The 23,294-nt window shown below is 73.8% G+C and carries 19 protein-coding genes and 2 pseudogenes; 12 read left to right on the forward strand and 9 right to left on the reverse strand.

Annotated elements, in window-relative coordinates:
* Positions 1-6: 6 nt before the first annotated feature.
* On the reverse strand, positions 7-711 hold the full coding sequence (locus JKP75_RS11200) for an alpha/beta fold hydrolase (protein ID WP_242471291.1): 705 nt from the start codon (positions 709-711) through the stop codon (positions 7-9).
* 346 nt (positions 712-1,057) lie between these two features.
* Between JKP75_RS11200 and JKP75_RS23895 the strand changes: the two genes are divergently transcribed.
* The 6 genes from JKP75_RS23895 (at position 1,058) to JKP75_RS11230 (ending at position 7,090) form a co-directional block, all read left to right on the forward strand.
* Complete coding sequence (locus JKP75_RS23895) at positions 1,058-2,056, forward strand: helix-turn-helix domain-containing protein (protein WP_200493082.1); 999 nt, start codon at positions 1,058-1,060, stop codon at positions 2,054-2,056.
* Between the two features lie 140 nt (positions 2,057-2,196).
* Positions 2,197-2,997 (forward strand): nuclease-related domain-containing protein, encoded by an 801-nt coding sequence (locus tag JKP75_RS11210; RefSeq protein WP_200493083.1) that lies wholly within the window; start codon positions 2,197-2,199, stop codon positions 2,995-2,997.
* A gap of 52 nt (positions 2,998-3,049) precedes the next feature.
* Positions 3,050-3,655 (forward strand): dihydrofolate reductase family protein, encoded by a 606-nt coding sequence (locus tag JKP75_RS11215; protein WP_200491124.1) that lies wholly within the window; start codon positions 3,050-3,052, stop codon positions 3,653-3,655.
* Between the two features lie 65 nt (positions 3,656-3,720).
* The gene (gene msrA, locus JKP75_RS11220) at positions 3,721-4,236 is read left to right on the forward strand and encodes a peptide-methionine (S)-S-oxide reductase MsrA (protein ID WP_200491123.1); all 516 of its coding nucleotides are present in this window, start codon (positions 3,721-3,723) and stop codon (positions 4,234-4,236) included.
* 89 nt (positions 4,237-4,325) lie between these two features.
* The gene (locus JKP75_RS11225; protein WP_309229762.1) at positions 4,326-6,062 is read left to right on the forward strand and encodes a DUF429 domain-containing protein; all 1,737 of its coding nucleotides are present in this window, start codon (positions 4,326-4,328) and stop codon (positions 6,060-6,062) included.
* A gap of 56 nt (positions 6,063-6,118) precedes the next feature.
* Positions 6,119-7,090 (forward strand): NADPH:quinone oxidoreductase family protein, encoded by a 972-nt coding sequence (locus JKP75_RS11230; protein ID WP_200491122.1) that lies wholly within the window; start codon positions 6,119-6,121, stop codon positions 7,088-7,090.
* 99 nt (positions 7,091-7,189) lie between these two features.
* Here the strand turns inward: JKP75_RS11230 and JKP75_RS11235 are convergent, their stop codons facing one another.
* From JKP75_RS11235 to JKP75_RS11260, 6 genes are all read right to left on the reverse strand, one after another.
* Positions 7,190-7,912 carry a VWA domain-containing protein gene (locus JKP75_RS11235; protein ID WP_309229763.1) on the reverse strand — a complete coding sequence of 241 codons (723 nt, stop codon included), beginning with the start codon at positions 7,910-7,912 and terminating at the stop codon, positions 7,190-7,192.
* A 231-nt stretch (positions 7,913-8,143) separates the two neighbouring features.
* Positions 8,144-9,163, reverse strand: a complete 1,020-nt coding sequence (locus JKP75_RS11240; protein ID WP_309229764.1) for a DUF58 domain-containing protein — start codon at positions 9,161-9,163, stop codon at positions 8,144-8,146.
* On the reverse strand, positions 9,160-10,266 hold the full coding sequence (locus JKP75_RS11245) for a MoxR family ATPase (RefSeq protein ID WP_200491415.1): 1,107 nt from the start codon (positions 10,264-10,266) through the stop codon (positions 9,160-9,162). Before JKP75_RS11245 ends, JKP75_RS11240 begins: the two co-directional genes overlap by 4 nt.
* A gap of 412 nt (positions 10,267-10,678) precedes the next feature.
* A complete protein-coding gene (locus JKP75_RS11250; RefSeq protein WP_309229766.1) occupies positions 10,679-12,037 on the reverse strand; it encodes a C40 family peptidase in 1,359 nt (452 codons plus the stop codon).
* Between the two features lie 139 nt (positions 12,038-12,176).
* Entirely contained in the window at positions 12,177-13,712 is a 1,536-nt protein-coding gene (locus JKP75_RS11255; protein ID WP_200493084.1) for a long-chain-fatty-acid--CoA ligase, read from the reverse strand.
* 99 nt (positions 13,713-13,811) lie between these two features.
* Entirely contained in the window at positions 13,812-14,570 is a 759-nt protein-coding gene (locus JKP75_RS11260; protein ID WP_200491120.1) for a Sir2 family NAD-dependent protein deacetylase, read from the reverse strand.
* Positions 14,571-14,703: 133 nt separating this feature from the next.
* Between JKP75_RS11260 and acnA the strand changes: the two are divergent.
* The 6 genes and pseudogenes from acnA to JKP75_RS11280 all read left to right on the forward strand — a co-directional run.
* Positions 14,704-16,353: pseudogene (gene acnA, locus JKP75_RS23425) on the forward strand (aconitate hydratase AcnA); the annotation flags it as partial.
* A gap of 106 nt (positions 16,354-16,459) precedes the next feature.
* Positions 16,460-17,029 (forward strand): aconitase family protein, encoded by a 570-nt coding sequence (locus JKP75_RS23900; protein ID WP_309229996.1) that lies wholly within the window; start codon positions 16,460-16,462, stop codon positions 17,027-17,029.
* Positions 16,927-17,559 (forward strand): hypothetical protein, encoded by a 633-nt coding sequence (locus JKP75_RS23430; RefSeq protein ID WP_309229997.1) that lies wholly within the window; start codon positions 16,927-16,929, stop codon positions 17,557-17,559. The genes JKP75_RS23900 and JKP75_RS23430 overlap by 103 nt, the downstream gene beginning before the upstream one ends.
* A 25-nt stretch (positions 17,560-17,584) precedes the next feature.
* Positions 17,585-18,346, forward strand: coding sequence for an SDR family oxidoreductase (locus tag JKP75_RS11270; protein WP_200491118.1), 762 nt, complete (start codon positions 17,585-17,587; stop codon positions 18,344-18,346).
* Positions 18,347-18,410: 64 nt separating this feature from the next.
* Positions 18,411-19,160, forward strand: coding sequence for a sirohydrochlorin chelatase (locus tag JKP75_RS11275; protein ID WP_200491117.1), 750 nt, complete (start codon positions 18,411-18,413; stop codon positions 19,158-19,160).
* Positions 19,157-19,981 (forward strand): DUF881 domain-containing protein, encoded by an 825-nt coding sequence (locus JKP75_RS11280; RefSeq protein WP_200491116.1) that lies wholly within the window; start codon positions 19,157-19,159, stop codon positions 19,979-19,981. Before JKP75_RS11275 ends, JKP75_RS11280 begins: the two co-directional genes overlap by 4 nt.
* Positions 19,982-20,044: 63 nt before the next feature.
* Here the strand turns inward: JKP75_RS11280 and JKP75_RS11285 are convergent.
* Together JKP75_RS11285 and JKP75_RS11295 are read right to left on the reverse strand one after the other, a co-directional pair.
* A pseudogene (locus JKP75_RS11285) lies at positions 20,045-20,878 on the reverse strand (sulfurtransferase); the annotation flags it as partial.
* Positions 20,875-23,250, reverse strand: a complete 2,376-nt coding sequence (locus JKP75_RS11295) for an SgcJ/EcaC family oxidoreductase (RefSeq protein WP_242473301.1) — start codon at positions 23,248-23,250, stop codon at positions 20,875-20,877. The gene JKP75_RS11295 and the pseudogene JKP75_RS11285, both read right to left, overlap by 4 nt.
* Between the last annotated feature and the right edge of the window lie 44 nt (positions 23,251-23,294).

The following is a 23,294-nucleotide window of genomic DNA, read 5'->3' on the forward strand; positions in this document are numbered from 1 at the left end:
CCCGGCTCAGCTGCGGATGAACTCCAGGAGGTCGGCGTTGATGGTCTCGGCCTGCGTCGTCGGCATGCCGTGCGGGAAACCCGCGTAGGTCTTCAGCGTTCCGTTCGGCAGCAGCTCGGCCGACAGCGGCGCGGAGTCGGCGTAGGGCACGACCTGGTCGTCGTCGCCGTGCATGACCAGCACGGAAACGGTGATCTTCTTAAGGTCGTCGGTGAAGTCGGTCTGGGAGAAGGCGACGACGCCGTCGTAGTGGACCTTCGCCCCGCCGGCCATCCCCTGCCGCCACCAGTTGGCGATGATCGCCTCGACCGGTTCCACGCCCGGCCGGTTGAAGCCGTAGAACGCGGTCGCCGCCAGCTCCCGGTAGAAGGCGGAGCGGTTGGTGGCCACCTGCTGCTGGATGCCGTCGAAGACGGCCTTGGGCAGGCCGCCGGGGTTGGCGTCGGTCTGCACCATGAGCGGCGGCACCGCGCTGATCAGCACGCCCTTCGCGACCCGGTCCTGGCCGTGCCGGGCGATGTAGTGCGCCACCTCCCCGCCACCGGTGGAGTGCCCGACGTGCACGGCGTCCCGCAGGTCCAGGTGCTCGGTGAGCGCGGCGAGGTCGTCGGCGTAGTGGTCCATGTCGTGGCCGTCGGCCACCTGCGCCGAGCGGCCGTGGCCGCGCCGGTCGTGGGCGATGACCCGGTAGCCCTGGGCGAGGAAGAACATCAGCTGCGCGTCCCAGTCGTCGGCGGACAGCGGCCAGCCATGGCTGAAGACGATCGGCCGACCGGAGCCCCAGTCCTTGTAGAGATCTCGGTTCCGTCGGGGCTCGTGATGACGGGCATGGTGGGCCTCCTGCTCCCGGATGCGTCGACGCCGGCCGCGGCCGCACCGGTCGCGGGGAACCCGACGCTAGGGGCGGGGCGCAGGGCCCAGCGATGTGCCCTGACCGCCAGGCTGTGGACCCTGCCTGCCGCCGCCGGCAGCGCTCCCGAAGGCCTTCCCAGCGGGTCGGCCGGAGGTCAGGCTCCACCCGGTCAGCAGTCGCCTGGTCGTCGCGCAGGGAGCGCCCGTGGTCACTGTGCTCGACACCGAGCGGCTGGATCCGGCCCATCGCCGCCCCGACGAGGTGGCCGAGCGGCTCCAGGCGGTCCTCGTCTCCCGCATCCGCTTTCCCGATCCCCGCCGGCCCGCCAGCGCCCGCCTCGACTCCTGGGACCTCGCCGGTGTCCCGGTGCTGCGGCTGGCGCTCGCCGGCGAGGTGGCGCTGGACCGGTCACGTCGCGACATCGGCGCGGACGCCGTGCCCACCGTCTCCTTCGCCGTCCAGGAACGGGGCGTCGCGCTGCACGAGCAGTTCGGGCGCCAGCGGGTGGTGCCCCGAGGCAGCCTCGCCGCGACCGAGGTCGCCTCCCCCTACGGGTACCGGTGGACCGGGCCCGGGGTCTGCCGGGCGGTCCAGGTGCCGGTCGGCCGGCTCGGCCTGCCCGTCGACGTCGTCCGCCGGGCGCTCCCCCGGATCCACCGCAGCTCGCTGCACGGGCTGGTGCGGGTCCACCTCCAGCAGGTGACCCGGGACGCCGAGCTGCTGTCCGCGGAACCGACGGTGCCGTCGATCGCGGCCGCGACCGTGGACCTGGTGCGCACGCTGCTCGCCTCCGCCGGCGCGGCCGGCCGGTCGGTCGACGAGGTCCTCCAGGAAACCCTGCTCACCCAGGTGCGCGCCTACGTCCACCAGCACCTCGGCGAGCCCGACCTCGACGTCGGGCGCATCGCCGCGGCGCACGCGGTGTCGGTCCGCCAGCTCTACCGGTTGTGCGCGGCGGCCGGCTTCAGCCTGGAGCAGTGGATCATCGACCAGCGGCTGGAGGGCGCACGCCGGGACCTCCTCGACGTCGCGCACCGGCACCGCCCGATCGCCGTCGTCGCCCGGCGCTGGGGGTTCACCGACCCCTCCTACTTCAGCCGACGGTTCCGGCAGGCCTTCGGCTCGCCACCGCGCGACTGGCGGCAGGCCGCCCCGCCGGCCTCCGGCACTCCGGCCTGGTGGTCCGGCGCGGGGGAACCCTGACATCCGCTCGACCGAGCCCCGCGCGCACCAGGTGGGCACATCGGCGATCCGGAGTTCGGGGGCGAGAACGGCAACCGGTTCTTCGCCCACCACGTCACCTGACGGCTCAGGTATTCCGCCCGTCCGGCCGATAGGAGGTCGTGAGCGACACCGGGAGGGACCGCCGCCGAGCGCTGGGTCGGTGGAGGGAGGCGCGTCCCCGGCGACGGGCGTCCTGGCTCGATCGGGACCTGCGCACCCGACGGCAGCACCTGCTCCGGGCCCGCTGGCGCGAGCTCGCGGTCACCCTGGGCGCCTTCGCCGTCTCGGGCGCGCTGGCCGCGTTCCTGCTGCGCGCCTGGTCCTTCTGGTCCGGGGTCGCGGTGGGCACCTACCTCGGGGCCGTCACGGTGCTCGTCATCGTCATGCTGGCGATCGCCGACGGCAGCCTGTTCCCCCGGCTCGGCCGCGCGCTGGAAGACGACGCCGGCACCGCGCTCCTGAGCACGCCGGGGGTGTTCGACGTCGTCAGCGGCGTCTCCTTCGAGCACGTCGACGTCGACCACGTCGTCCTCGCACCGGCCGGCTGCTTCGCGGTGGAGGTCAAAGCCAGCTTCAGCCGCCGCGGACACCTGGACCGCGTGCTGGCGCTGGACGACAAGCTGGCCCAGGCGCGCGACGGGGCGCGGCGGATCGAACGGCTGCTGGCCAGCCGCGGGGTCGCAGTCCCGGTGTCCCCCGTCCTCGTGCTCACCGGGTCGGGAGCCCCCGAGATGACGTCCCCCGAGCGCCGCGGGGACGTCCTCGTCCTCCCTCTCCGCGACAACGAGATGTGGCGCGCCCACCTCGCAGACCTGCCACCCGTGCTCGACGAGCCCACCGCGCACCGCGCCGCCGCAGAACTGGCCGCCTATCGAGCCCAGCGCACCGAGCACGAGCTCAGCAACCACCGCCGCCGATGAGTTCGCGGCTCCCGCCGGGTCGGAGCATCACCACCACGGAGGGACAGGACCCATGGCAGAGCTGCTCGTCGACTTCATCACCTCCCTCGACGGCTACGCGTCGGGCAGGGGCTGGCCCGGCTTCTGGGGGATGGAGGGCCCGGAGTACCTCGCCTGGCTCGGCGAGCAGCCGCCGGTCACCTACCTGATGGGCGCGAACACCTACCGCCTGATGTCGGGCTTCGCCGCGGGCGAGGTCCCGGACGGCCTGGAGGAGTTCCGGCCCGAGGAGGAGGCGTCGGTCGACGAGCTGACACAGGCGCCCAAGGTCGTGTTCTCGTCGTCCCTGCAGGAGCCGTTGTCCTGGGCGAACTGCACGCTGGTGCGCGGCGACGCCGTCGGAGCGGTCCGTGCCCTCAAGGAGGAGCGGACGGGCATCCTCAGCACGATCGGCAGCCTCACCCTGTGCCGCGCCCTGATGGCCGCCGGCCTGGTCGACCGCTTCCGCGTCGGCATGTTCCCGGTCATCACGGGGGCCACGGGCGAGGAGCGCATCTACGACGGCTACCCCGACGTCGCCCTGGAGATGACCGAGCACCGTACGTTCGACGGCGGCATCCAGCTGGTCGAGTACCGGCCCCGCATCCTCGACTCCCCACCGGTGGCCGGCCCCGCCTGACCTCACCGGAACACATCCCCGCTCACGGCGTTCACCAGGTGTGCTGGACAAGAAGGAGGCACACGTTGACCACTGAGACCGCGATCCTCGCCGGCGGCTGCTTCTGGGGAGCCCAGGAGCTGCTGCGCAAGCGCCCCGGCGTCCTCTCGAGCCGCGTCGGCTACTCCGGGGGCGACACCCCGAACGCCACCTACCGCAACCACGGTGACCACGCGGAGGCGGTGGAGATCGTCTTCGACCCCGACGTCATCTCGTACCGCGAGCTGCTGGAGTTCTTCTTCCAGATCCACGACCCGTCGACGAAGAACCGGCAGGGCAACGACATCGGCCGCAGCTACCGCTCGGCGATCTTCTACCTGAGCGACGAGCAGAAGCGCGTCGCCGAGGACACGATCGCCGACGTCGACGCCTCGGGCATCTGGCCGGGCAAGGTCGTCACCGAGGTGGAGCCGGCCGGCGCGTTCTGGGAGGCCGAGGAGGAGCACCAGGACTACCTGCAGAAGATCCCGTTCGGCTACACGTGCCACTACGTACGGCCGGACTGGGTGCTCCCGCGGCGCGAGGCGCAGACCGCCGGATGACCTGAGCGAGGGGTGGGCGTTCCCGCGGGAACGCCCACCCCTCGCTGCGTTCGCTGCCGGTCGTCGGTGCCGCAGGGCAAGCTGACCCCGTGCACCACATCGGGATCGACCTCGCCTGGGGGCTCAGGCAACCCAGCGGCCTCGCCGTGCTGGACGACGACGGCCGGCTCGTCCACGTCAGCGCGGTGCGCACAGACGACGAGATCGAGACGGCGCTGGCCCCGTTCACCGCCGGCCCGTGCATCGTGGCGATCGACGCCCCGCTGGTGGTCACCAACGCCACCGGGAACCGGGCCGCCGAGCGGGCGCTCAACGCCGACTTCGCGAGGTTCCAGGCCGGGGCGCACCCGACGAACACCGGCAAACCCGAGTTCACCGACGGTGACACCCGCGGCGGACGGATCGCCCGGCGCCTGAAGCTGGACCTCGACCCCCGCTCGGGCCGCGACCGCCGGGCCATCGAGGTCTACCCGCACGCGGCGACGGTGGCGCTGTTCCGGCTGGGCCGCACGCTCAAGTACAAGAACAAGCCGGGCCGGACGCTCGAGCAGATGCGCGCGGAGCTGCTCCTGCTCGTCGACCTCCTGGGCGCGGTGGTGGAGCTCGACCTCGGGGCGCCGTTCGCCGCGCTGCGCGAGCAGGTGCTCACCGCCGCCCGCAAGAGCGAGCTGCGGGTGGCCGAAGACCAGGTGGACGCCGTGGTCTGCGCCTACGTGGGCTGGATCGCCGTCCGGCGGCCGGACGAGGTGACCACCTACGGCGACGCGGCCGCCGGCGCCATCGTGACCCCGACCTTACCGCCGGACCTGGAGCCCGGCCCCCGGGTGACCGCGCCCCCGCCGGACCCGCTGCAGCAGGCCATCCAGGCATACGCCGACAGGCGGCCCGAGACCCTGGTCGCCGGGACGCAGGCGCTCGCGCTCGTCACCGAGCTGCTCGACGACGCCGGGATCAACTACCTGACGGTGACCGGGCGGACCAAGAGCGTGACCTCGTTCGCCGAGAAGGCGGCCCGCACGGTCGACGGCGTGCCCGCCTATCCCGACCCGCTGCGGGACATCACCGACCAGATCGGCGTGCGGGTGATCGCCTACGTGCAGAGCGACGTGGAGGCGGTCGCCGAGCTGCTGGCCGCGCAGGTGGTCGTGATCGACGACCGGGACATGGGGCGGCAGACCGCGCAGCAGGGCCGGTTCGGCTACGCCAGCCGGCACCTGCTGATCGCCGTGGACCCCGCCCGGGTGGCCGAGTGGCCGGAGCTGGACGGCCGGGTGGTGCAGGTGCAGGTGCGCACGGTGCTGCAGCACGCGTGGGCCGAGTTCGAGCACGACATCCGCTACAAGGGAACGGTGCCCGACGAGCACGCGTCCGAGTTCGACCGCCGGTTCACCCTGGCCGCCGGGTTGCTGGAGCTGGCCGACCAGGAGTTCACCGCGATCCGCGAGCGCCTCCGGGGGCCGGTTCCCGGTGACGACGCCGACGACGTCGACCCCGACGACCCACGGATCGCGCCCCGGGAACTGGCTGCCTTCCTCGCCGGGCAGTACGCCGACGCCGGCTGGTCGCGCCCGGACCACTACACCTGGATCTCCGGCCTGCTGCTCGAACTGGGCGTGACCAGCCTGGTGGAGCTGGGCGAGGTGCTGCGCGGCGCCGACGACAGCGGCATCACCGCCCGGATGGACTACCGGTATCCCCCGGGCGCGGTCCGCCGGCTGGACGACACCCTGCTGGCCCAGTTCGGGCAGCGGTACGTCGACCTGCACGGCAATGCCGACCGGCGGGCCGCGCTGGCGACCCGGTTGCAGAAGCTCGCCGGCGGCTGACCGGCGCGACCTGCCGGGTCGACGTCCGGGCGCGCGCAGGCCATAGCCTCACCTCCATGCGCGCAGTCCAGATCACCGAATTCGGTGGCCCCGAGGTCCTGAAGGTCGTCGACGTCCCCGAGCCGGAGGCCGGCCCGGGCCGGACGCTCCACGACGTCTCCGCCGCCGGCGTCAACTACGCCGACACCCACCAGATCGAGAACTCCTACCTCGCCGCCCAGCAGCTGCCGCTGATCCCGGGCGCCGAGTTCGTCGGCACGCCCGTCGGCGGCGGGCAGCGCGTCGTCGGGCTGCTCGACGGCGGTGGCTACGCCGAACGGGTGGCCGCCAACGACCGGCTGACCTGGGCGGTGCCGGACGGCGTCACCGACGAGCAGGCGCTCTCGCTGGTGCTCCAGGGCTCGACCGCCTGGCACCTGCTGCGCACCTGCGCACACCTGGCCGAGGGCGAGTCCGTCGTCGTCATCGCCGGTGCCGGCGGCGTCGGCTCGATCGCCGTCCAGCTGGCCCGCCGCTGGGGCGCCGGCCGCGTCATCGCCACCGCCTCCAGCGCCGAGAAGCGCGCGCTCACCGAGGAGCTCGGCGCGCACGCCACGGTCGACCCGGCGCTCGCCGACGACGACCCGAAGCAGTTCGCCGCGGCGCTGCGCGAGGCCAACGAGGGCAAGAAGGTCGACATCGTGCTGGAGATGACCGGCGGCAACGTCTTCTCCGGCTCGCTGTCGGCACTGGCCCCCTTCGGCCGGCTGGTCACCTACGGCATGGCCGCCCGCCAGGAGACGCCGTCGGTGCCCCCAGGGATGCTCATGGGCACGAGCCGTGCGGTCATCGGCTTCTGGCTGGCCCACTGCATGGCTCGGCCCGAGATGCTCGACGCCGCCATGACCGACTTGTTGGCCATGACCGCCGACGGCTCGCTCAAGCCGATCGCCGGCGGCCGGTACCCCCTGTCCAACGTGCGCGACGCGCACCAGGACCTGCTCGCCCGCCGCACCACCGGCAAGCTCGTCCTCGACCCCACCCGCTGACGGACTTTCGGTACCGAAAGTCCCACGCTCTTCGGGACTCTCGGTACCGAAAGTCCCCGGCTGATGGGGACTTTCGGTACCGAAAGTCCCCTGCCCCGGTCAGACGAGGCGGTTGGTCCAGAGCAGGCTGAGGACGGCGCCGACGAGCAGCACCAGGACGCCGACCCGGACGAACCGCGGGCTGATGTCCTTCGGCTCGGTGGTGTACCCGATCTGGCTGCCCAGGTCGGCGTACACCTCCTCCAGCTCCTCGGCGCTGGCCGCCTCGCTGTAGCTGCCGCCGGTCTCGTCGGCGATCCGCTCCAGCGTCGCCCGGTCGACCGGCACGGGCACGGTGTCGCCGTCCAGGTCGAGGGTGCCGTAGTCGGTGCCGAACGCGATCGTCGAGACCGGGATCGAGACGTCCTTCGCCGCGTCGATCGCCAGCGTCTCGTCGCGGCCCACCGTCGGGTAGCCGTCCGAGAGCAGCACGACCCGCGCGGGCGGGGCCTCCTCGCCGGCGTCCTCCAGCGTCGACTGGAAGTTCTGGATCGCGGTCAGCGAGGTGAAGATCGCCTCGCCGATCGCCGTCGACTCGGCCAGGTCCAGGTTGTCGATCGCGCCGCGCACCTGCTCGCGGTCGGTCGTCGGCGGCACCAGCGTGGTCGCCGTCCCGGCGAAGGTGACCAGCCCGAGGTTGATCCGCTCGGGCAGGACGTCGACGAACTCCTTGGCCGCCTTCTGCATCGCCTCGAAGCGGTTGGGCTCGACGTCGCGGGCCTCCATCGACAGCGAGACGTCCACGGCCATGATCACCGTCGCCCGCTCGCGGGGGACCCGCACCTCGGATGCTCGGCATCGCCAGCGACACGACCAGCGTGGCCAGCCCCGCCGCGACCAGCGCGAACGCCACGTGCCGGCGCCAGCCGGGCCGCTTGGGCACCAGCGAGCCGAGCAGCGCCACGTTGGTGAACCGCGCCGCGTACGCCTTCCGGCGCAGCTGGAGGACGACGTAGAACGCCACCAGCGCGGCGACCGCGATCAGCCCCAGCAGCCAGAGGGGTGCCTGGAAGGTCATCGCGACGCTCCTCCGCTGCCGGCCCGCCGGCGCTCGCCGACGAAGCGGACGACGTCCATCAACCAGTCCCGGTCGGTGCGCAGCTGCAGGTGCCCCGCACCCGCCCGGCGCAGCGCCGCGGCGATGCGGGCCCGCTCCTCGGCGGCCCCGGCCGCGAACCGCGCCCGGAACTCGGCGTCCCCGGTCGGCACCTCCAGCGTCTGCCCGGTCTCCGGGTCGACGACGGTCAGCAGGCCCACGTCGGGCAGCTCCAGCTCGCGCGGGTCGAGCACCTCGATCGCCAGCAGCTCGTGCCGGGTGCCCAGCCCGCGCAGCGGCCGCTCCCAGTCGCTGTCGCCCAGGAAGTCGGAGATGACGACGACCAGCCCGCGCCGGCGCTCCGGCCGGCGCAAGGTCTCCAGGGCGGCGGCGAGGTCGCCGCGCCGCCCGCCCGCGGCCCGCGGGGTGGCGACGACGGAGCGCAGCAGCCGCTCGGCGGCCAGCCGGCCCGGCAGCGCCGGGTGCCGGACGACCTGCTCCCCCGTGGTCACCACCGCGCCCAGCCGGTTGCCGCCGTGCACGGTGAGGTGCCCGACGGCGGCCAGCCCGGCGATCGCCAGGTCGCGCTTGAGGCAGTTCGCGGTGCCGAAGTCGAGGCTGGCCGACAGGTCGACCACCGCCCACGTCTCCAGCTCGCGGTCGGCGATCGTCTCGCGCACGTGCGGCACCTGGGTGCGCGCGGTGACCGGCCAGTCCATCCGCCGGACGTCGTCGCCCGGGTGGTAGGTCCGCGAGTCACCGGCCTCGGAGCCGGAGCCGGGCACCAGGCCGAGGTGGTCGCCCTGCAGCAGGCCGTCCAGCCGCCGGCGGACGGTCAGCTCCAGGCGGCGCAGCAGCACGTCGGCCGGGCCGTCGGTGAACCGCGGCGGGGCACCCTTGTCCGCCCCCGGGCTCTCCCCCGCCGGGTGGAGCAGGAGGCCCGGGTGCGCCGCCCCCGCGGGGGACGGGTCGGCGCTGCGGCGGCGGCGCCGGATCACGCCGGGTGCGGCCCGTGCCCGTTGGAGCCCGGACCGCCGTACGCCGTCGCACCCTGGCCGGGCGCACCCTGCGGAGCCTGGAGCGGCGCGCCCTGCGGCGGCCCGTACTGGGGCACCTGCGGACCGGGACCGGCCGGACCGAAGCCGCCCGCGTTCTGCCGCGGTGCGACCTGCGGCAGCGGCACCGTCTGCACGATCCGCTTCACGATGTGGTCGGCCGGCACGCCGTCGGCGAGCGCGTCGTAGGAGAGCACCAGCCGGTGCCGCAGCACGTCGGCGGTGATGTCGAGGACGTCCTGCGGCAGCACGTAGTCCCGGCCGCGCACCAGCGCGAGCGCCCGGCTGGCCGCGATCAGCCCCAGCGAGGCGCGCGGGCTGGCGCCGTAGGAGACCCACGTCGCGACGTCGTCCATGCCGTGCTCGCGGGGCGTGCGGGTGGCCACCACCAGGCGGACGACGTAGTCGACCAGCGCGTGGTGGACGAACACCTGCGAGGCGGTCTTCTGGAGCCGGCGCAGCTCGTCGGGGCCCAGCACCGTCTCGGCGACGGGCGGCTCCGAGCCCATCCGGTAGATGATCTCCCGCTCCTCCTCGGAGCTCGGGTAGTCCACGAGCACCTTCATGAGAAAGCGGTCGCGCTGCGCCTCGGGCAGCGGGTAGACGCCCTCGGACTCGATCGAGTTCTGCGTGGCCAGCACGAGGAACGGGTCCGGCAGCGCGTGCGTCACGCCGCCGATGGAGACCTGCCGCTCGGCCATGACCTCCAGCAGCGCCGACTGCACCTTGGCGGGCGCGCGGTTGATCTCGTCGGTGAGCACGAAGTTGGCGAACACCGGGCCGAGCTCGGTGTCGAAGGCGTCCTGGCCGGACTTGTAGATGCGCGTGCCGATGATGTCGGCCGGCACCAGGTCCGGGGTGAACTGCAGGCGGGCGAACTTCCCGCCGACGACGGTCGCGAGCGTCTCCACCGCGAGGGTCTTCGCCACGCCCGGCACGCCCTCGAGCAGGACGTGCCCGCGGGCCAGGAGGGCGACGAGCATCCGCTCGATCAGCCGGTCCTGGCCGACGATCACCCGCTTGATCTCGAACAGCACCCGCTCCAGCCGAGCGGCGTCGGTCGCCGGGGGTACCGGTGCGCCCGCCTGCGCGGTCGCGTTCTCGGTCGGCGTGCTGGCAGCGCTCGTCACGGGGCTCCCTGGTCGTGCCGGGCCGCGACCCCCGGGCTGTGGGGCCGTCGACGGGGCGGCGCAGCCGTCCCCGGACGCCAGTGTCCTACACCTTGCTGAGCGGCACCTGCACGCCGCGACACGGGCCTCGACGACGCGCCGTGATCCACGATCAGGGCGCGCGCGACGACTGCCCGGTGCGCCCCTCGACTGCTAGCCTCGGACACGCGTCGGGCAGCTCCCCCCGTGGCTGCCCGACGCCTCACTCCTCACGCCGGCGCTCCCGCGGGAGCAGGCGTCCGGCCGGTCAGGCGCCGCGAGTGCCGGGCTGGGTCTCAGGCGCTGGGTCTCAGGCGCTGGGTCGCACCGCGCCGATGTACCCGCCCCACCGCATCGCGGTCTCCCGGACGGTCTTGCCGCTCTCCGGCGCCTCGATCATGCGGTCCCCGCCCAGGTAGATGGCGACGTGGTAGATCGTCGACGGGCGGCTCACGTCGTTGGCCCAGAAGACCAGGTCCCCGGGCTGCAGCGAGCCGCGGGCCACCTTCGGCGACTCGGCGTACTGGTCGCGGCTGTTGCGCGAGATCGAGATGCCGGCCTGGCCGTAGGCGTACTGGGTCAGCCCGCTGCAGTCGAAGCCGATGACGCCGAGGTCGGGGTCCTGACCGGGGCCGGGGCCGCGGCGGCCGCCGCCACCCCAGGCGTACGGCGTGCCGATGTAGCTCCGCGCCGCGGAGATCGCGGTGGACGCCGCCGAGGCAGAGCCCGGGCCGGCGGGGTTCTGCACCGCCGGCGGGGCGGACGGCTTCGGCGCGGCCGGCGCCGGCGCGGGGTTCGACGACGAGGACGACGGCGACGAGGACGAGGACGGCGAGGGCGCCTGCGCGGCGGCGCGCTGCACGGTGCGGGCGGCCGCGGCGGCCTGCTCCGCGGCGGCGCGGTCCGCGGCGGCGCGGGCGCCGACGAGCTGGGTGAGCGTGGCCTTGGCGGCGTCGAGCTCGGCCTGCACGGCGGCCTGCTGCGTGGCGACCTCGGCGCGCTGGGCGCGGGCGGACTGCTCCGCGGCGGTGGCGGCCTCGAGCTGCTGCTCGGCCGCCTGCTGCAGCTGATCGGCCTCGGTGACGGCGGTGCGGGCGACGGCCTCGGCGGCGGTGGCCTCCTGCTGCACCACGGTGACCCGACCCAGCACGTCGGTGCGGTGCGAGCCGGCCGCCTCGAGCAGGGCGGCGCGCTCGATGAGCTGGGACGGGTTGCCGGCCGTGAGCAGGGCGCTGGCACCGGGGTTGGTGCTGCCCTCCATGTAGCTGCGGCGGGCGAAGGCGACGACGTCGTCGCGGGCCAGGCCCAGCTCGGCGGTCTTCGCCTCGACCTCGGCGGCGGCGGCCTCGGCGCGCTCGCGGGCGGCCTCGGCGGCGGCCTGCGTGGCCTGGAACTCGTCGAGGGCCAGCAGCGCCTCGGTGCGCGCGCTCTCCACGCCTGCCTGGGCGGCGGACAGCCGGTCGTTGAGCTCCCCGATGCGGGCGCCGACGCGGTCGGCCTCGCTCTGCGCGGCGGCGATCTCACCGTCCCCCGGGCGACGGGGTGCGGCGTCGGCGACGGCGGGGGTCAGCCCGAGGAGCACCGCGGCGGCGACCGCCGTTCCGCCCACGCGCAGCGCGCGGCGACCCCACGTCGCTCGCGCCGGGCTGTTCGGGTTCCGGCTGACCACGTCGTGACCTCCGACTGCTCGACGTCGGGCACCCGGAGAGGTGCCGCTCCGTGGGCCATCGGTCGGACGGACGGGGTCGTTGAGGGCGCCTCACCCCGAGGGGTGAGGCGCCACCAGCGGGTGCGGCGGGCGGTTCGGTTCAGTTGACCTGCCGCTCCGAGCCCTCCCAGAACGACTCGCGCAGCTTGAACTTCTGGATCTTGCCCGTGGCGGTGCGGGCCAGCTCGTCGCGGAACTCGACCCGCTTCGGGATCTTGTAGCCGGCGATCTTCCCGCGGCAGTGGGCCACGATGTCGGCCTCGGTGACCTGCTCGCCCTCGGTGACGACGACGATCGCGGTGACCATCTCGCCCCACTTGTCGTCGGGGACGCCGATGACCGCGACCTCCGCGACCGCCGGGTGGCTGAACACGACGTCCTCCACCTCGATGGAGGAGACGTTCTCACCGCCGGTGATGATCACGTCCTTCTTGCGGTCGGAGATCGTCAGGTAGCCGCCGTCGTCGATCGTGCCGCCGTCGCCGGTGTGGAACCAGCCGCCCTCCAGGGCCTCGGCCGAGGCGTCCGGGTTCTCCCAGTAGCCCGCGAGCACGGTGTTGCCCTGCGCCAGGACCTCGCCGGACTCGCTGACCGACATCCGGGTGCCCAGCGCCGGGACACCGGCCCGGGAGAGCCGCTTGGCCCGCTCCTCGGGCTCCAGGTCGTCGTACTCGGCGCGCGGCCGGTTGATGGTGAGCAGCGGCGCGGTCTCGGTCAGGCCGTAGATCTGGTTGAACTCCCAGCCGAGCTCGGCCTCGACGCGGGCGATGGTCTTCGACGGCGGCGGCGCGCCGGCGACGACGATGCGCACCTTGTCCCGCCCCGGGATCTCGCCCTCCCACTCGGCGGCGGCGTCGAGCACGGCGTTCCACACCGCGGGGGCGCCGGCCATGATCGTCACGCCGTGCTCCTCGACGCGGCGGAGGATCTCCGCGCCGTCGACCTTGCGCAGGACGACCTGCTTCGCGCCCACACCGGCCATCGTGTACGGCAGGCCCCAGCCGTTGCAGTGGAACATCGGCAGCGTGTGCAGGTAGACGTCGCGGTCGCTGACCTGCATGTGCAGGCCGAAGGTGACCGCGTTGACCCACAGGTTGCGGTGCGTCATCTGCACGCCCTTGGGCCGCGCCGTCGTCCCCGACGTGTAGTTGATCGTCGCGGTGGCGTCCTCGTCCGGCGCCGACCAGGGCCGCGGCTCGACGTCGTAGCGGAGCAGCTGCTCGTACTCCTCCCCCGTGCCGAAGCGGTGCTCGGCCCGCACGCCCTTGAGCGAGGACTCCAGCTCCGGGTCGACGAGCAGCACCCGCGCGCCGCAGTGCCCGACGATGTACTCGACCTCCTCCGGGGAGAGCCGGAAGTTGATCGGCACCGCGACCCGGCCCGACATGGGGACGGCGAGCAGCACCTCGAGCAGCCGCGCGGCGTTGTGGCTGACGATCGCCACCCGCTCGCCCTCGGCGATGCCCAGCTCGTCGAGCCCGGCCTGCAGCGCCCGGGCGCGGCGGGCGACCTCGCGGTAGCTGAGCCCGCCCAGCGACGGCGCGGGCTGCGAGGGCTCGTCGACGATGCCGATGCGGTCGCCGTAGACGAGCTCGGCCCGCTCGAGGAAGTCGCGGGTGGTCAAGGGCACGCGCATGCCGGCTCCCTGGGGTGCGCGACCGGCGTCCCGCCGGCCGCTCGACGTGGTGCCCGTCACGCTAACCGTCGGCACCGACGCCGACGAGGGCTCCCCCGCTCAGGCCCGCGCGAGCAGCCGCGGCAGCGCCGTCCCGATCGGCTCGGGCACCAGTAGCGACGCCAGGTCGTCGAACGGCGTCGGCTCGGCGTTGACGATCACCACCCGCGCCCCGGCGCGCAGCGCCACCTCGACGAGCCCGGCTACCGGCCACACCTGGAGCGAGGTGCCGACGGCGAGGAAGACGTCGCAGTCGCGGGCCGCGGCGACCGCCGCGTCGACCGCCCCGCCGTCGAGCTCCTGCCCGAAGCTGATCGTCGCCGACTTGAGGATCCCGCCGCAGCTGCGGCAGGCCGGGTCGGGCTCCCCCGCCGCCACCCGCTCCAGCGCCTCGGACATCGTCGTCCGCGCCCGGCAGCCCAGGCACTCGACCTCGTGCACCGTCCCGTGGATCTCGACCACCCGCTCCGGCGACGAGCCGGCCGCCTGGTGCAGCCCGTCGACGTTCTGCGTGACGATCGTGCGCAGCCGGCCCTGGGCCTCGAGGTCGGCGAGCGCGGCGTGACCGGCGTTCGGCCGGGCCTGCAGCGCGGCCATGTCCCGGCGCGCGAGCCAGGCCCGGCGCCGGATCCCGGGGTCGGCGACGTAGTAGGAGAGCGTCACCATCTTCTCGGCGTCCGGGTCCCGGGTCCACACGCCCTGCGGCCCCCGGTAGTCGGGGATGCCGCTGTCGGTGGAGATGCCGGCGCCCGTCAGCGCGGTGATCCGCGCGGCGCCGGTCAGCCAGTCGGGCAGGGGCTCGGGGACTGTGCCGGTCACGCCGTCCACGGTAAGGGTCGCCTCACCCGGTGGCTGCTTGCGGGAACTGGGATGATCGCGGGTGGACACGAGCGCGTGAGCCAGCCGCGAGGAACCAGCACGCGACGAACCAGCGAGGGGTAGGCGCAGAAGAGTGGCAGCCAGCAAGGACAGCTTCGGAGCCCGGTCGACGCTCAGCGTCGACGGAACCGACTACGACATCTACCGACTCGACGCGGTGGAGGGCTCCGAGAAGCTGCCCTTCAGCCTGAAGGTCCTCCTCGAGAACCTGCTGCGTACCGAGGACGGCGCGGACATCACCGCCGACCACATCCGGGCGATCGCGAACTGGGACCCGTCGGCCGAGCCCGACCAGGAGATCCAGTTCACCCCGGCCCGCGTGGTCATGCAGGACTTCACCGGCGTCCCCTGCATCGTCGACCTCGCCACCATGCGCGAGGCCATGGCCGAGCTGGGCGGCGACCCGCAGAAGATCAACCCGCTCGCCCCCGCCGAGCTGGTCATCGACCACTCGGTGATCGCCGACATCTTCGGCACCGAGGACTCGTTCCAGCGCAACGTCGAGATCGAGTACGAGCGCAACGGCGAGCGCTACCAGTTCCTCCGCTGGGGCCAGGGCGCCTTCAGCGACTTCAAGGTCGTCCCCCCGGGCACCGGCATCGTCCACCAGGTCAACATCGAGCACCTGGCCCGCGTGATCTTCCCGCGGCAGGAGGGTGACCGCGTGGTCGCCTACCCCGACACCTGCGTGGGCACCGACTCGCACACCACGATGGTCAACGGCCTCGGCGTCCTGGGCTGGGGCGTCGGCGGCATCGAGGCCGAGGCCGCGATGCTCGGCCAGCCGGTCTCGATGCTCATCCCGCGCGTCGTGGGCTTCAAGCTGTTCGGCCAGCTGCCGGACGGCGCCACCGCGACCGACCTGGTCCTCACCATCACCGAGATGCTGCGCCAGCACGGCGTCGTCGGGAAGTTCGTCGAGTTCTACGGCGAGGGCGTCTCCGCGGTGCCGCTGGCCAACCGCGCCACGATCGGCAACATGAGCCCGGAGTTCGGCTCCACCGCGGCGATGTTCCCCATCGACGAGGAGACCATCACCTACCTGAAGCTCACCGGCCGCGACGCCGCCCAGGTGGCGCTGGTCGAGGCCTACGCCAAGGAGCAGGGCCTCTGGCACGACCCGTCGCGCGAGCCCTCCTTCTCCGAGTACCTCGAGCTCGACCTCGGCACCGTCGTCCCCTCGATCGCCGGCCCGAAGCGCCCGCAGGACCGCGTCGAGATCGCCGAGGCCAAGGAGGCCTTCCGCGAGGCGCTCGCCGACTACGTGCAGGCCGACGAGACCGGTGGCGAGGACCGCAAGCCCGGCGTCCCGGCGCAGGAGAAGCCCTTCGGCGTCACGTCGTCGGTGGACGACGCCGTCGCCAACACCTTCCCGGCGTCCGACCCGATCGCGGAGACCCACGGCAACGGTGAGGCCGGCAAGCCGCACACCGCCGTCAACGGCTCGAACTCCAGCCGCCCGTCCAAGCCGACCCGCGTGGTCATGGAGGACGGCACGGAGACCGAGGTCGACCACGGCCACGTCGTCATCGCCGCCATCACCTCCTGCACCAACACCTCCAACCCGCAGGTGATGATCGGCGCGGCGCTGCTGGCGAAGAACGCCGTCGAGAAGGGCCTGGCCACCAAGCCCTGGGTCAAGACGACGCTGGCCCCCGGGTCCAAGGTCGTCATGGACTACTACGAGAAGGCGGAGCTCACCCCGTACCTGGAGAAGCTGGGCTTCTACCTGGTCGGCTACGGCTGCACGACCTGCATCGGCAACTCCGGCCCGCTCCCCGAGCCGGGTCTCCGCGGCGGTCAACGAGGCCGACCTCGCCGTCGTCTCGGTGCTCTCGGGCAACCGCAACTTCGAGGGCCGGATCAACCCCGACGTCAAGATGAACTACCTGGCCTCCCCGCCACTGGTCATCGCCTACGCGCTCGCCGGCTCCATGGACGTCGACCTGAACAACGACCCCCTGGGCCAGGACGCCGACGGCAACGACGTCTTCCTGCGCGACATCTGGCCCTCCCCGCAGGAGGTCCAGCGGGTCATCGACCACGCCGTCTCCGCGGAGCAGTTCGGCCGCTCCTACGAGGACGTGTTCGCCGGCACCGAGCAGTGGCAGAACCTGCCCACCCCGACCGGCGACACCTTCGAGTGGGACGCGGAGAGCACCTACGTCCGCCGTCCTCCGTACTTCGAGGGCATGCCGGCCGAGCCGGCGCCGGTCGAGGACATCTCCGGCGCCCGCACCCTCGCGGTGCTCGGCGACTCGGTGACCACCGACCACATCTCGCCGGCCTCGGCTCGATCAAGGCCGACAGCCCCGCGGGCAAGTACCTCCGCGAGCACGGCGTGGACCGCCGCGACTTCAACTCCTACGGCTCGCGCCGCGGGAACCACGAGGTCATGATCCGCGGCACCTTCGCCAACATCCGGCTGCGCAACCAGCTGGTGCCCGGCACCGAGGGTGGCGTCACCAAGAACCACCTGACCGGCGAGACGACGACGATCTACGACGCCTCCCGCGCCTACATCGACGCCGGCATCCCGCTGGTCGTGCTGGCCGGCAAGGAGTACGGCTCGGGCTCGTCGCGCGACTGGGCGGCCAAGGGCACCGCGCTGCTGGGCGTCAAGGCCGTCATCGCCGAGAGCTACGAGCGCATCCACCGCTCCAACCTCATCGGTATGGGCGTGCTGCCGCTGCAGTACCCGGAGGGCCAGACCCGCGAGTCGCTCGGCCTGACCGGCGACGAGGAGTTCACCATCACCGGCATCACCGCGCTGAACGACGGCTCGGTGCCCCGCACGGTGAAGGTGAAGGCCGGCGACGTGGACTTTGACGCCCGCGTCCGCATCGACACCCCCGGCGAGGCGAACTACTACCGCAACGGCGGGATCATGCAGTACGTGCTGCGCTCGCTGCGCGGTACGGCCGCCTGACCGACGCTGCACCGAGGAGCACCTGATGGACCTGGGCCTGGGCGGTCGTGGCTTCCTGCTCACCGGCGCGAGCCGGGGATTGGGGTTCGCGACCGCCCGGGCCCTCGTCGACGACGGGGCCCGCGTGCTGATCAGCTCGCGGTCCGCGGAGTCCGTGGACGCCGCCGTCGCCTCGCTGGGCGGCGCGCCGGCGGCGTCCGGGGTGTCCGCCGACCTGGCGGACCCCGACGCCGCCGAGCGGCTGGTCGCCGAGGCCCGCGAGCAGCTGGGGCAGGTCGACGGCGTGCTCATCTCGGTCGGCGGCCCCGCCCCCGGCACGGTGCTCTCGACCCCCGAGGACGCCTGGCGGGCCGGGGTCGAGTCGGTGCTGCTCGGTCCGCTCCGGCTGGTCCGGGCGCTGGTCCCGCACCTGGGCGAGGGCGCGGCGATCGGTTTCGTGCTGTCCATCTCGGTGCGCCAGCCGATCGGCCACCTGGCCATCTCCAACGGCCTGCGCCCCGGCCTGGCCATGACCGCGAAGGCACTCGCCGACGAGCTCGGCCCGCAGGGCATCCGGGTCCTCGGGTTGCTGCCGGGCACCGTCGCCACCGACCGGATCGCCGAGATCGAGGCGGCCTCCGGCGACCCCGTGAAGGCCCGCGCCCGGACCGAGGCCGGCATCCCGCTGCGCCGGGTCGGCCGGCCCGAGGAGTTCGGCCGGGTCGCCGCCTTCGCACTCTCCCCCGCTGCCTCCTACCTGACCGGGGTCATGATCCCGGTCGACGGCGGCATGACCCGGGCGCTGTGAGCGCCACGCCCGCACCCTCCGCGCTGTGTGCACGAACCGTCGTCACCCGGCGCCGGAGACCACGATGAGTGCACAACCCGTGCTGGTCGCCTGCGCGCACGGGACGCGCAACCCCACCGGCCGGCGGCTGATCGCCGAACTCGCGCTCGCCGCGAAGCAGCTCCGCCCCGGCCTGGTGACGACGGCGGCCTTCGTCGACGTCCAGCCTCCCACCGTGGTGGACGTGGTCGCCGGGCTCGCCGCGGGAGGCCGACCCGCCGTCGTCGTCCCGCTGCTGCTGTCGGGCGGCTACCACGTGCACGTCGACATCGCGGACGCCGTCGCGGGCGCCGAGGGCACGGTGGCCGCGCGGCCGCTGGGCCCCGATCCGCGGCTGGCCGCGGTGCTGCTGGACCGGCTGGTGGAGGCCGGTGCCGACGCCGCCGACCCGCGGACCGCCGTCGTGGTCGCCGCCGCGGGCTCCAGCGACGCCCGCTCGGTCGCCGACGTCGAGCGCACCGCCGCGCTGCTGCAGCAGTCGTGGGCCGGTCCGGTCACCACCGGGTTCGGCTCGGCCGCGCAGCCCCCGGTGCCCGACGCCGTCGACGCCGCCCGTCGCGCCGGCGCCGACCGGGTCGTGCTGGCCGCCTACCTGCTGGCGCCGGGGCACTTCCACGACAAGCTGGCCGGCGCGGGCGCGGACCTGGTCACCGCTCCCCTGCTGCCCGACGCCCGGATCGCGGCCGTGCTGCTCGACCGCTACGACGCCGCCGTCGGCGCATCCCCGGAGGCGGCCGCCCCCGCGGACGGGCTACCTGCTGCGGGGCCACGATGAACGACCCCACCGACAACCGCCCGGCGGACGACGGCGGGCGGCCGGCAACGCCCCTCGAGGACGCGTCGGCCCCCGACGCTCCCGCCGAGGACCCGGCCGCGGAGGATGCGCCCGCCCAGGACGCCCCCGCCGACGAAGCTCCGGCCGAGACGACGCCGTCGGGCGGCCGCAGCTGGAACCGGGTGACCGCCGGCATCGTCACCGCCGTGCTCGCGGTGGCGCTCGGGTTCGGGCTGGTCGTGCAGATCCGCAGCACCGGCGAGGAGGCGATCACCGGCACCACCGAGGACGACCTGGTGCGCATCCTCGACGAGCTGGACACCCGCGAGGAGCAGCTCCGCCAGCAGCTCGCCGAGCGCGAGCAGGCGGTCGAGGAGCTCAGCGGCAGCCGCACTCAGTCCGGCTCCGCCCTGGCGGAGGCGCAGCGGCGCGCGGAGGCGCTCGGCATCATGGCCGGCACCCTGCCGGCGCGCGGCCCCGGGCTGCGGCTGCTGATCAAGGACCCGGAGGGGGCGGTCACCCCGGCGGTCCTGCTCGACGCCATCCAGGAGCTCCGCGGCGCGGGCGCCGAGGCGATCGAGGTCGACGGCGTCCGGGTGGTGGTGTCCAGCTACGTCGGCGGCACCCCCGGCAAGCTCACCGTGGACGGCCGGCCGCTCAGTTCGCCCTACGAGGTCCTGGCGATCGGCCCGCCCACCGATCTGGAGGTGGCGCTCAACGTCTCCGGCGGCGTGGTGGCCGACGTCGCCCGCACCGGCGGCACCGCCTCGGTCACGCAGGTCGAGGAGATCTCCATCGACAGCCTCGTCGACGGCGGCTGACCGCCCGACCGCCCGCGGATCAGCCGCCCGTGGCCACCGGCGCGCCGGGTCGGCCGACCACTGCGACCACGAGCCCGGCCACAACGCCGCCTCGACCCCGGCGACCGCCAGCGCGGCCACCTCGTGCGCGGCGGTCACCCCGGACCCGCAGTAGACCCCGACCTCCGCACCCGGCCGGACGCCGAGCGCGGCGAATCGGTCGGCCAGCTCCGCGGCGGGGAGGAAGGTGCCGTCCGCGGCCAGGTTCGCCGTCGTCGGGGCGCTCGTCGCACCGGGGACGTGACCCGCCCGCGGGTCGACCGGCTCCACCTCGCCGCGGAAGCGCTCCGCGGCGCGGGCGTCGAGCAGCACCCCGCCGCGGCCGGGCAGCGCCGCAGCGTCGTCCGCCTCCAGCACCGCCAACCCGCCGCCCCGCAGGACGACGTCCCCGGGCGGTGGGACGACGTCGCCGGTCGCCAGTTCCCCGCCGGCGCGGGTCCACGCGCCGAGCCCGCCGTCCAGCAGCCGGACGTCGGTCAGCCCGCCCCAGCGCAGCAGCCACCACGCGCGCGCGGCGGCCAGACCACCGGAGTCGTCGTAGGCCACGACCGGCCGGTCGAACGTGACGCCCCAGCGCCGCGCGGCTGCTTGCAGTCGCTGTACCGACGGAACAGGGTGCCGGCCGCGGGCCGGTTCCGGCGGGTCGGCGAGCTCGGTCTCGAGGTCGACGAACACTGCCCCCGGCAGGTGACCGGCGAGGTACTTCTCCCGCCCTCGGTCGTCGCCGAGCGCCCAGCGGACGTCGAGCAGCACCGGCCGCTCCCCCTCGGCCTGCAGCTGCTCCGCCGACACCAGTACCGCTGCCTGTCCGCGGAGAGGCAGACCGCTGTTCCCGGGAGGAGCAGGGGGGAGGGTCACTGGGCCGCCAGCAGGCCGCGCAGCTCCTCGGTCAGGGCGTCGCGGGCCTCGGGGTGCTGGTGCCAGGCGGCCGGCGTCGCCTGCAGCAGCTGGATGCGCCAGCGGCCGTCGCCGTCGTCGACCGCCAGGAGCGTGTGCACGGTGTGGAACCGGTCCTCCACGTCGCTGGCACCCGGCGGGATCATCCCGGCGTGCGCGATGAGCAGCGCCGTCCCCGGGGCGACCGCGCGCACCGAGCGGATGACCGCGACGTAGGCGGCGGTCTGGTGGCTGCCGAAGACCTGGCGCAGGTGGGCGGCGATCGCCAGCCGGCCGTGGTGGTGCGTCCCGTCGTAGCCGACGATGTCGCCGTCGTCCGCGAAGCAGGCCGCCACGGCCGCACCGCTGCGCCGGTTCCACCCGTCGAGGTAGGCGGCGTAGAGGGATCGGAGCTGGGCGTCGTGCGGATGCGCGGATGTCACGGAAGTGACGGTAGTGGTCCGGTCGCGGCGACCGCTCGACCCTCGCCGTCGGCGAACTGCGTGCGGTGCAGGTCGGCGTAGCCGACCCCCGAGCGCCAGCAACTCAGCGTGCGTACCCGACTCCACGATGCGACCGCCGTCCACCACGAGGATCTGGTCGGCGTCGCGCACAGTGGAGAGCCGGTGCGCGATCACCAGCGACGTCCGGCCGGTCAACGCGGCGTCCAGCGCCCGCTGCACGGCCGCCTCGGACTCGCTGTCCAGGTGCGCGGTCGCCTCGTCGAGGATCACGATGCCCGGCGCCTTGAGCAGCACCCGCGCGATCGCCAGCCGCTGCTTCTCCCCGCCGGAGAGCCGGTGGCCGCGGTCGCCGACGACGGTGTCCAGCCCGTCGGGCAGCCCGCGGACGAGGTCGGCGATGTGCGCCCCCTCCAGCGCCGCCCACAGCTGCTCCTCGGTCGCCTCGGGCCGCGCGTAGAGCAGGTTGCCGCGCATCGTGTCGTGGAACAGGTGCGCGTCCTGGCTCACCACCCCGATGGCGTCCCGCAGCGAGGCCAGCGTCGCCCGGCGGACGTCGACGCCGCCGACCCGCACCGCTCCCCCGGTGACGTCGTACAGCCGGGAGACCAGCGCGGCGACGGTCGACTTCCCGGCACCCGAGTGGCCCACCAGGGCGACCAGTTCTCCCGGCTCCACCCGGAAGGAGACGTCGTGCAGCACGTCGACCGGGCCGCCGTGCTCGGGCAGCGACACCTCTTCCAGTGACGGCAACGAGACGTCCTCGGCCGCGGGGTAGCTGAAGGAGACGGCGTCGAACTCGATCGACCGGTCATCGGCGGGCACCGGGACGGCGTCCTCCGCCTCGCGGATCATCGGCGGCAGGTCGAGCACCTCGAACACCCGGTCGAAGCTGACCATGGCGCTCATGACGTCGACCCGGACGTTCGCCAGCGCGGTCAGCGGCCCGTACAGCCGGGACAGCAGCAGCGCCAGGGCGACGACGTCACCGGGGCTCAACGACCCGGTGAACGCCAGCCAGCCGCCCAGCCCGTAGACCAGGGCGGTGGCCAGCGCGGCGACGAGCGTGAGCGCGGTGAAGAAGAATCGGCCGTACATGGCCGAGAGGACGCCGATGTCGCGGACGCGGGCGGCGCGGCCGCTGAAGGAGCGCTCCTCCGCGTCGGGCCGGCCGAACAGCTTCACCAGCAGCGCGCCGGCGACGTTGAACCGCTCGGTCATCGTCGCGTTCATCGACGCGTTGAGCTCGTAGGACTCCCGGGTGATCTCCTGCAGCCGGCCGCCGATGCGCCGCGCCGGCAGCACGAACAGCGGCACGAGCACGAGCGAGAGCAGGGTGATCTGCCACGACAGCGTGAGCATGACCCCGGCGGTCAGCACCAGGCCGATGACGTTGGAGACGACGCCGGACAGCGTGGAGGTGAACGCCTGCTGGGCGCCGACGACGTCGTTGTTCAGCCGGCTGACCAGCGCACCGGTCTGCGTGCGGGTGAAGAACGCGACCGGCATGCGCTGGACGTGCGCGAACACCTGGCTGCGCAGGTCGTAGATGACACCCTCGCCGATCCGCGCGGAGTACCAGCGGGTACCCAGCGAGATCGCGGCGTCGACGACCGCCAGGCCGGCGATGAACAGCGCGATGCGCACGATGTCGCCCGAGGTGCCCTCCAGCGAGGCGATCCGGTTGACGATGTTCCCGGCCAGCAGCGGGGTGACGACCCCGATCAGCGAGGATCCGACGACCAGCCCCAGGAAGAACCCCAGGTCACGGCGGTAGGGCCGGGCGACGCCCAGGATCCGCCGCACGGTGCCCGGAGGCAGCCGGCGGCCGGTGACCGAGGGATCCCGGCGGAACGACCGCATCGCGGCCATCGAGGTCATGGTGGGGTGCATGGTTCCGACCTCACGTGGTGCTGCGCCTCCTCCTGCCGCGCCGT

The sequence above is a fragment of the Blastococcus sp. TML/M2B genome (assembly GCF_016612865.1).
Taxonomy (GTDB): domain Bacteria; phylum Actinomycetota; class Actinomycetes; order Mycobacteriales; family Geodermatophilaceae; genus Blastococcus.

Excerpts from the sequence above, each read along its gene's own strand:
- JKP75_RS11200 (WP_242471291.1), bottom strand. The coding sequence starts at position 711 with ATGTTCTTCCTCGCCCAGGGCTACCGGGTCATCGCCCACGACCGGCGC.
- JKP75_RS11215 (WP_200491124.1), top strand. The coding sequence starts at position 3,050 with ATGGCAGAGCTGCTCGTCGACTTCATCACCTCCCTCGACGGCTACGCG.
- JKP75_RS11230 (WP_200491122.1), top strand. The coding sequence starts at position 6,119 with ATGCGCGCAGTCCAGATCACCGAATTCGGTGGCCCCGAGGTCCTGAAG.
- JKP75_RS11255 (WP_200493084.1), bottom strand. The coding sequence starts at position 13,712 with ATGCGCGTGCCCTTGACCACCCGCGACTTCCTCGAGCGGGCCGAGCTC.
- JKP75_RS11270 (WP_200491118.1), top strand. The coding sequence starts at position 17,585 with ATGGACCTGGGCCTGGGCGGTCGTGGCTTCCTGCTCACCGGCGCGAGC.
- JKP75_RS11275 (WP_200491117.1), top strand. The coding sequence starts at position 18,411 with ATGAGTGCACAACCCGTGCTGGTCGCCTGCGCGCACGGGACGCGCAAC.
- JKP75_RS11280 (WP_200491116.1), top strand. The coding sequence starts at position 19,157 with ATGAACGACCCCACCGACAACCGCCCGGCGGACGACGGCGGGCGGCCG.
- JKP75_RS11295 (WP_242473301.1), bottom strand. The coding sequence starts at position 23,250 with ATGCACCCCACCATGACCTCGATGGCCGCGATGCGGTCGTTCCGCCGG.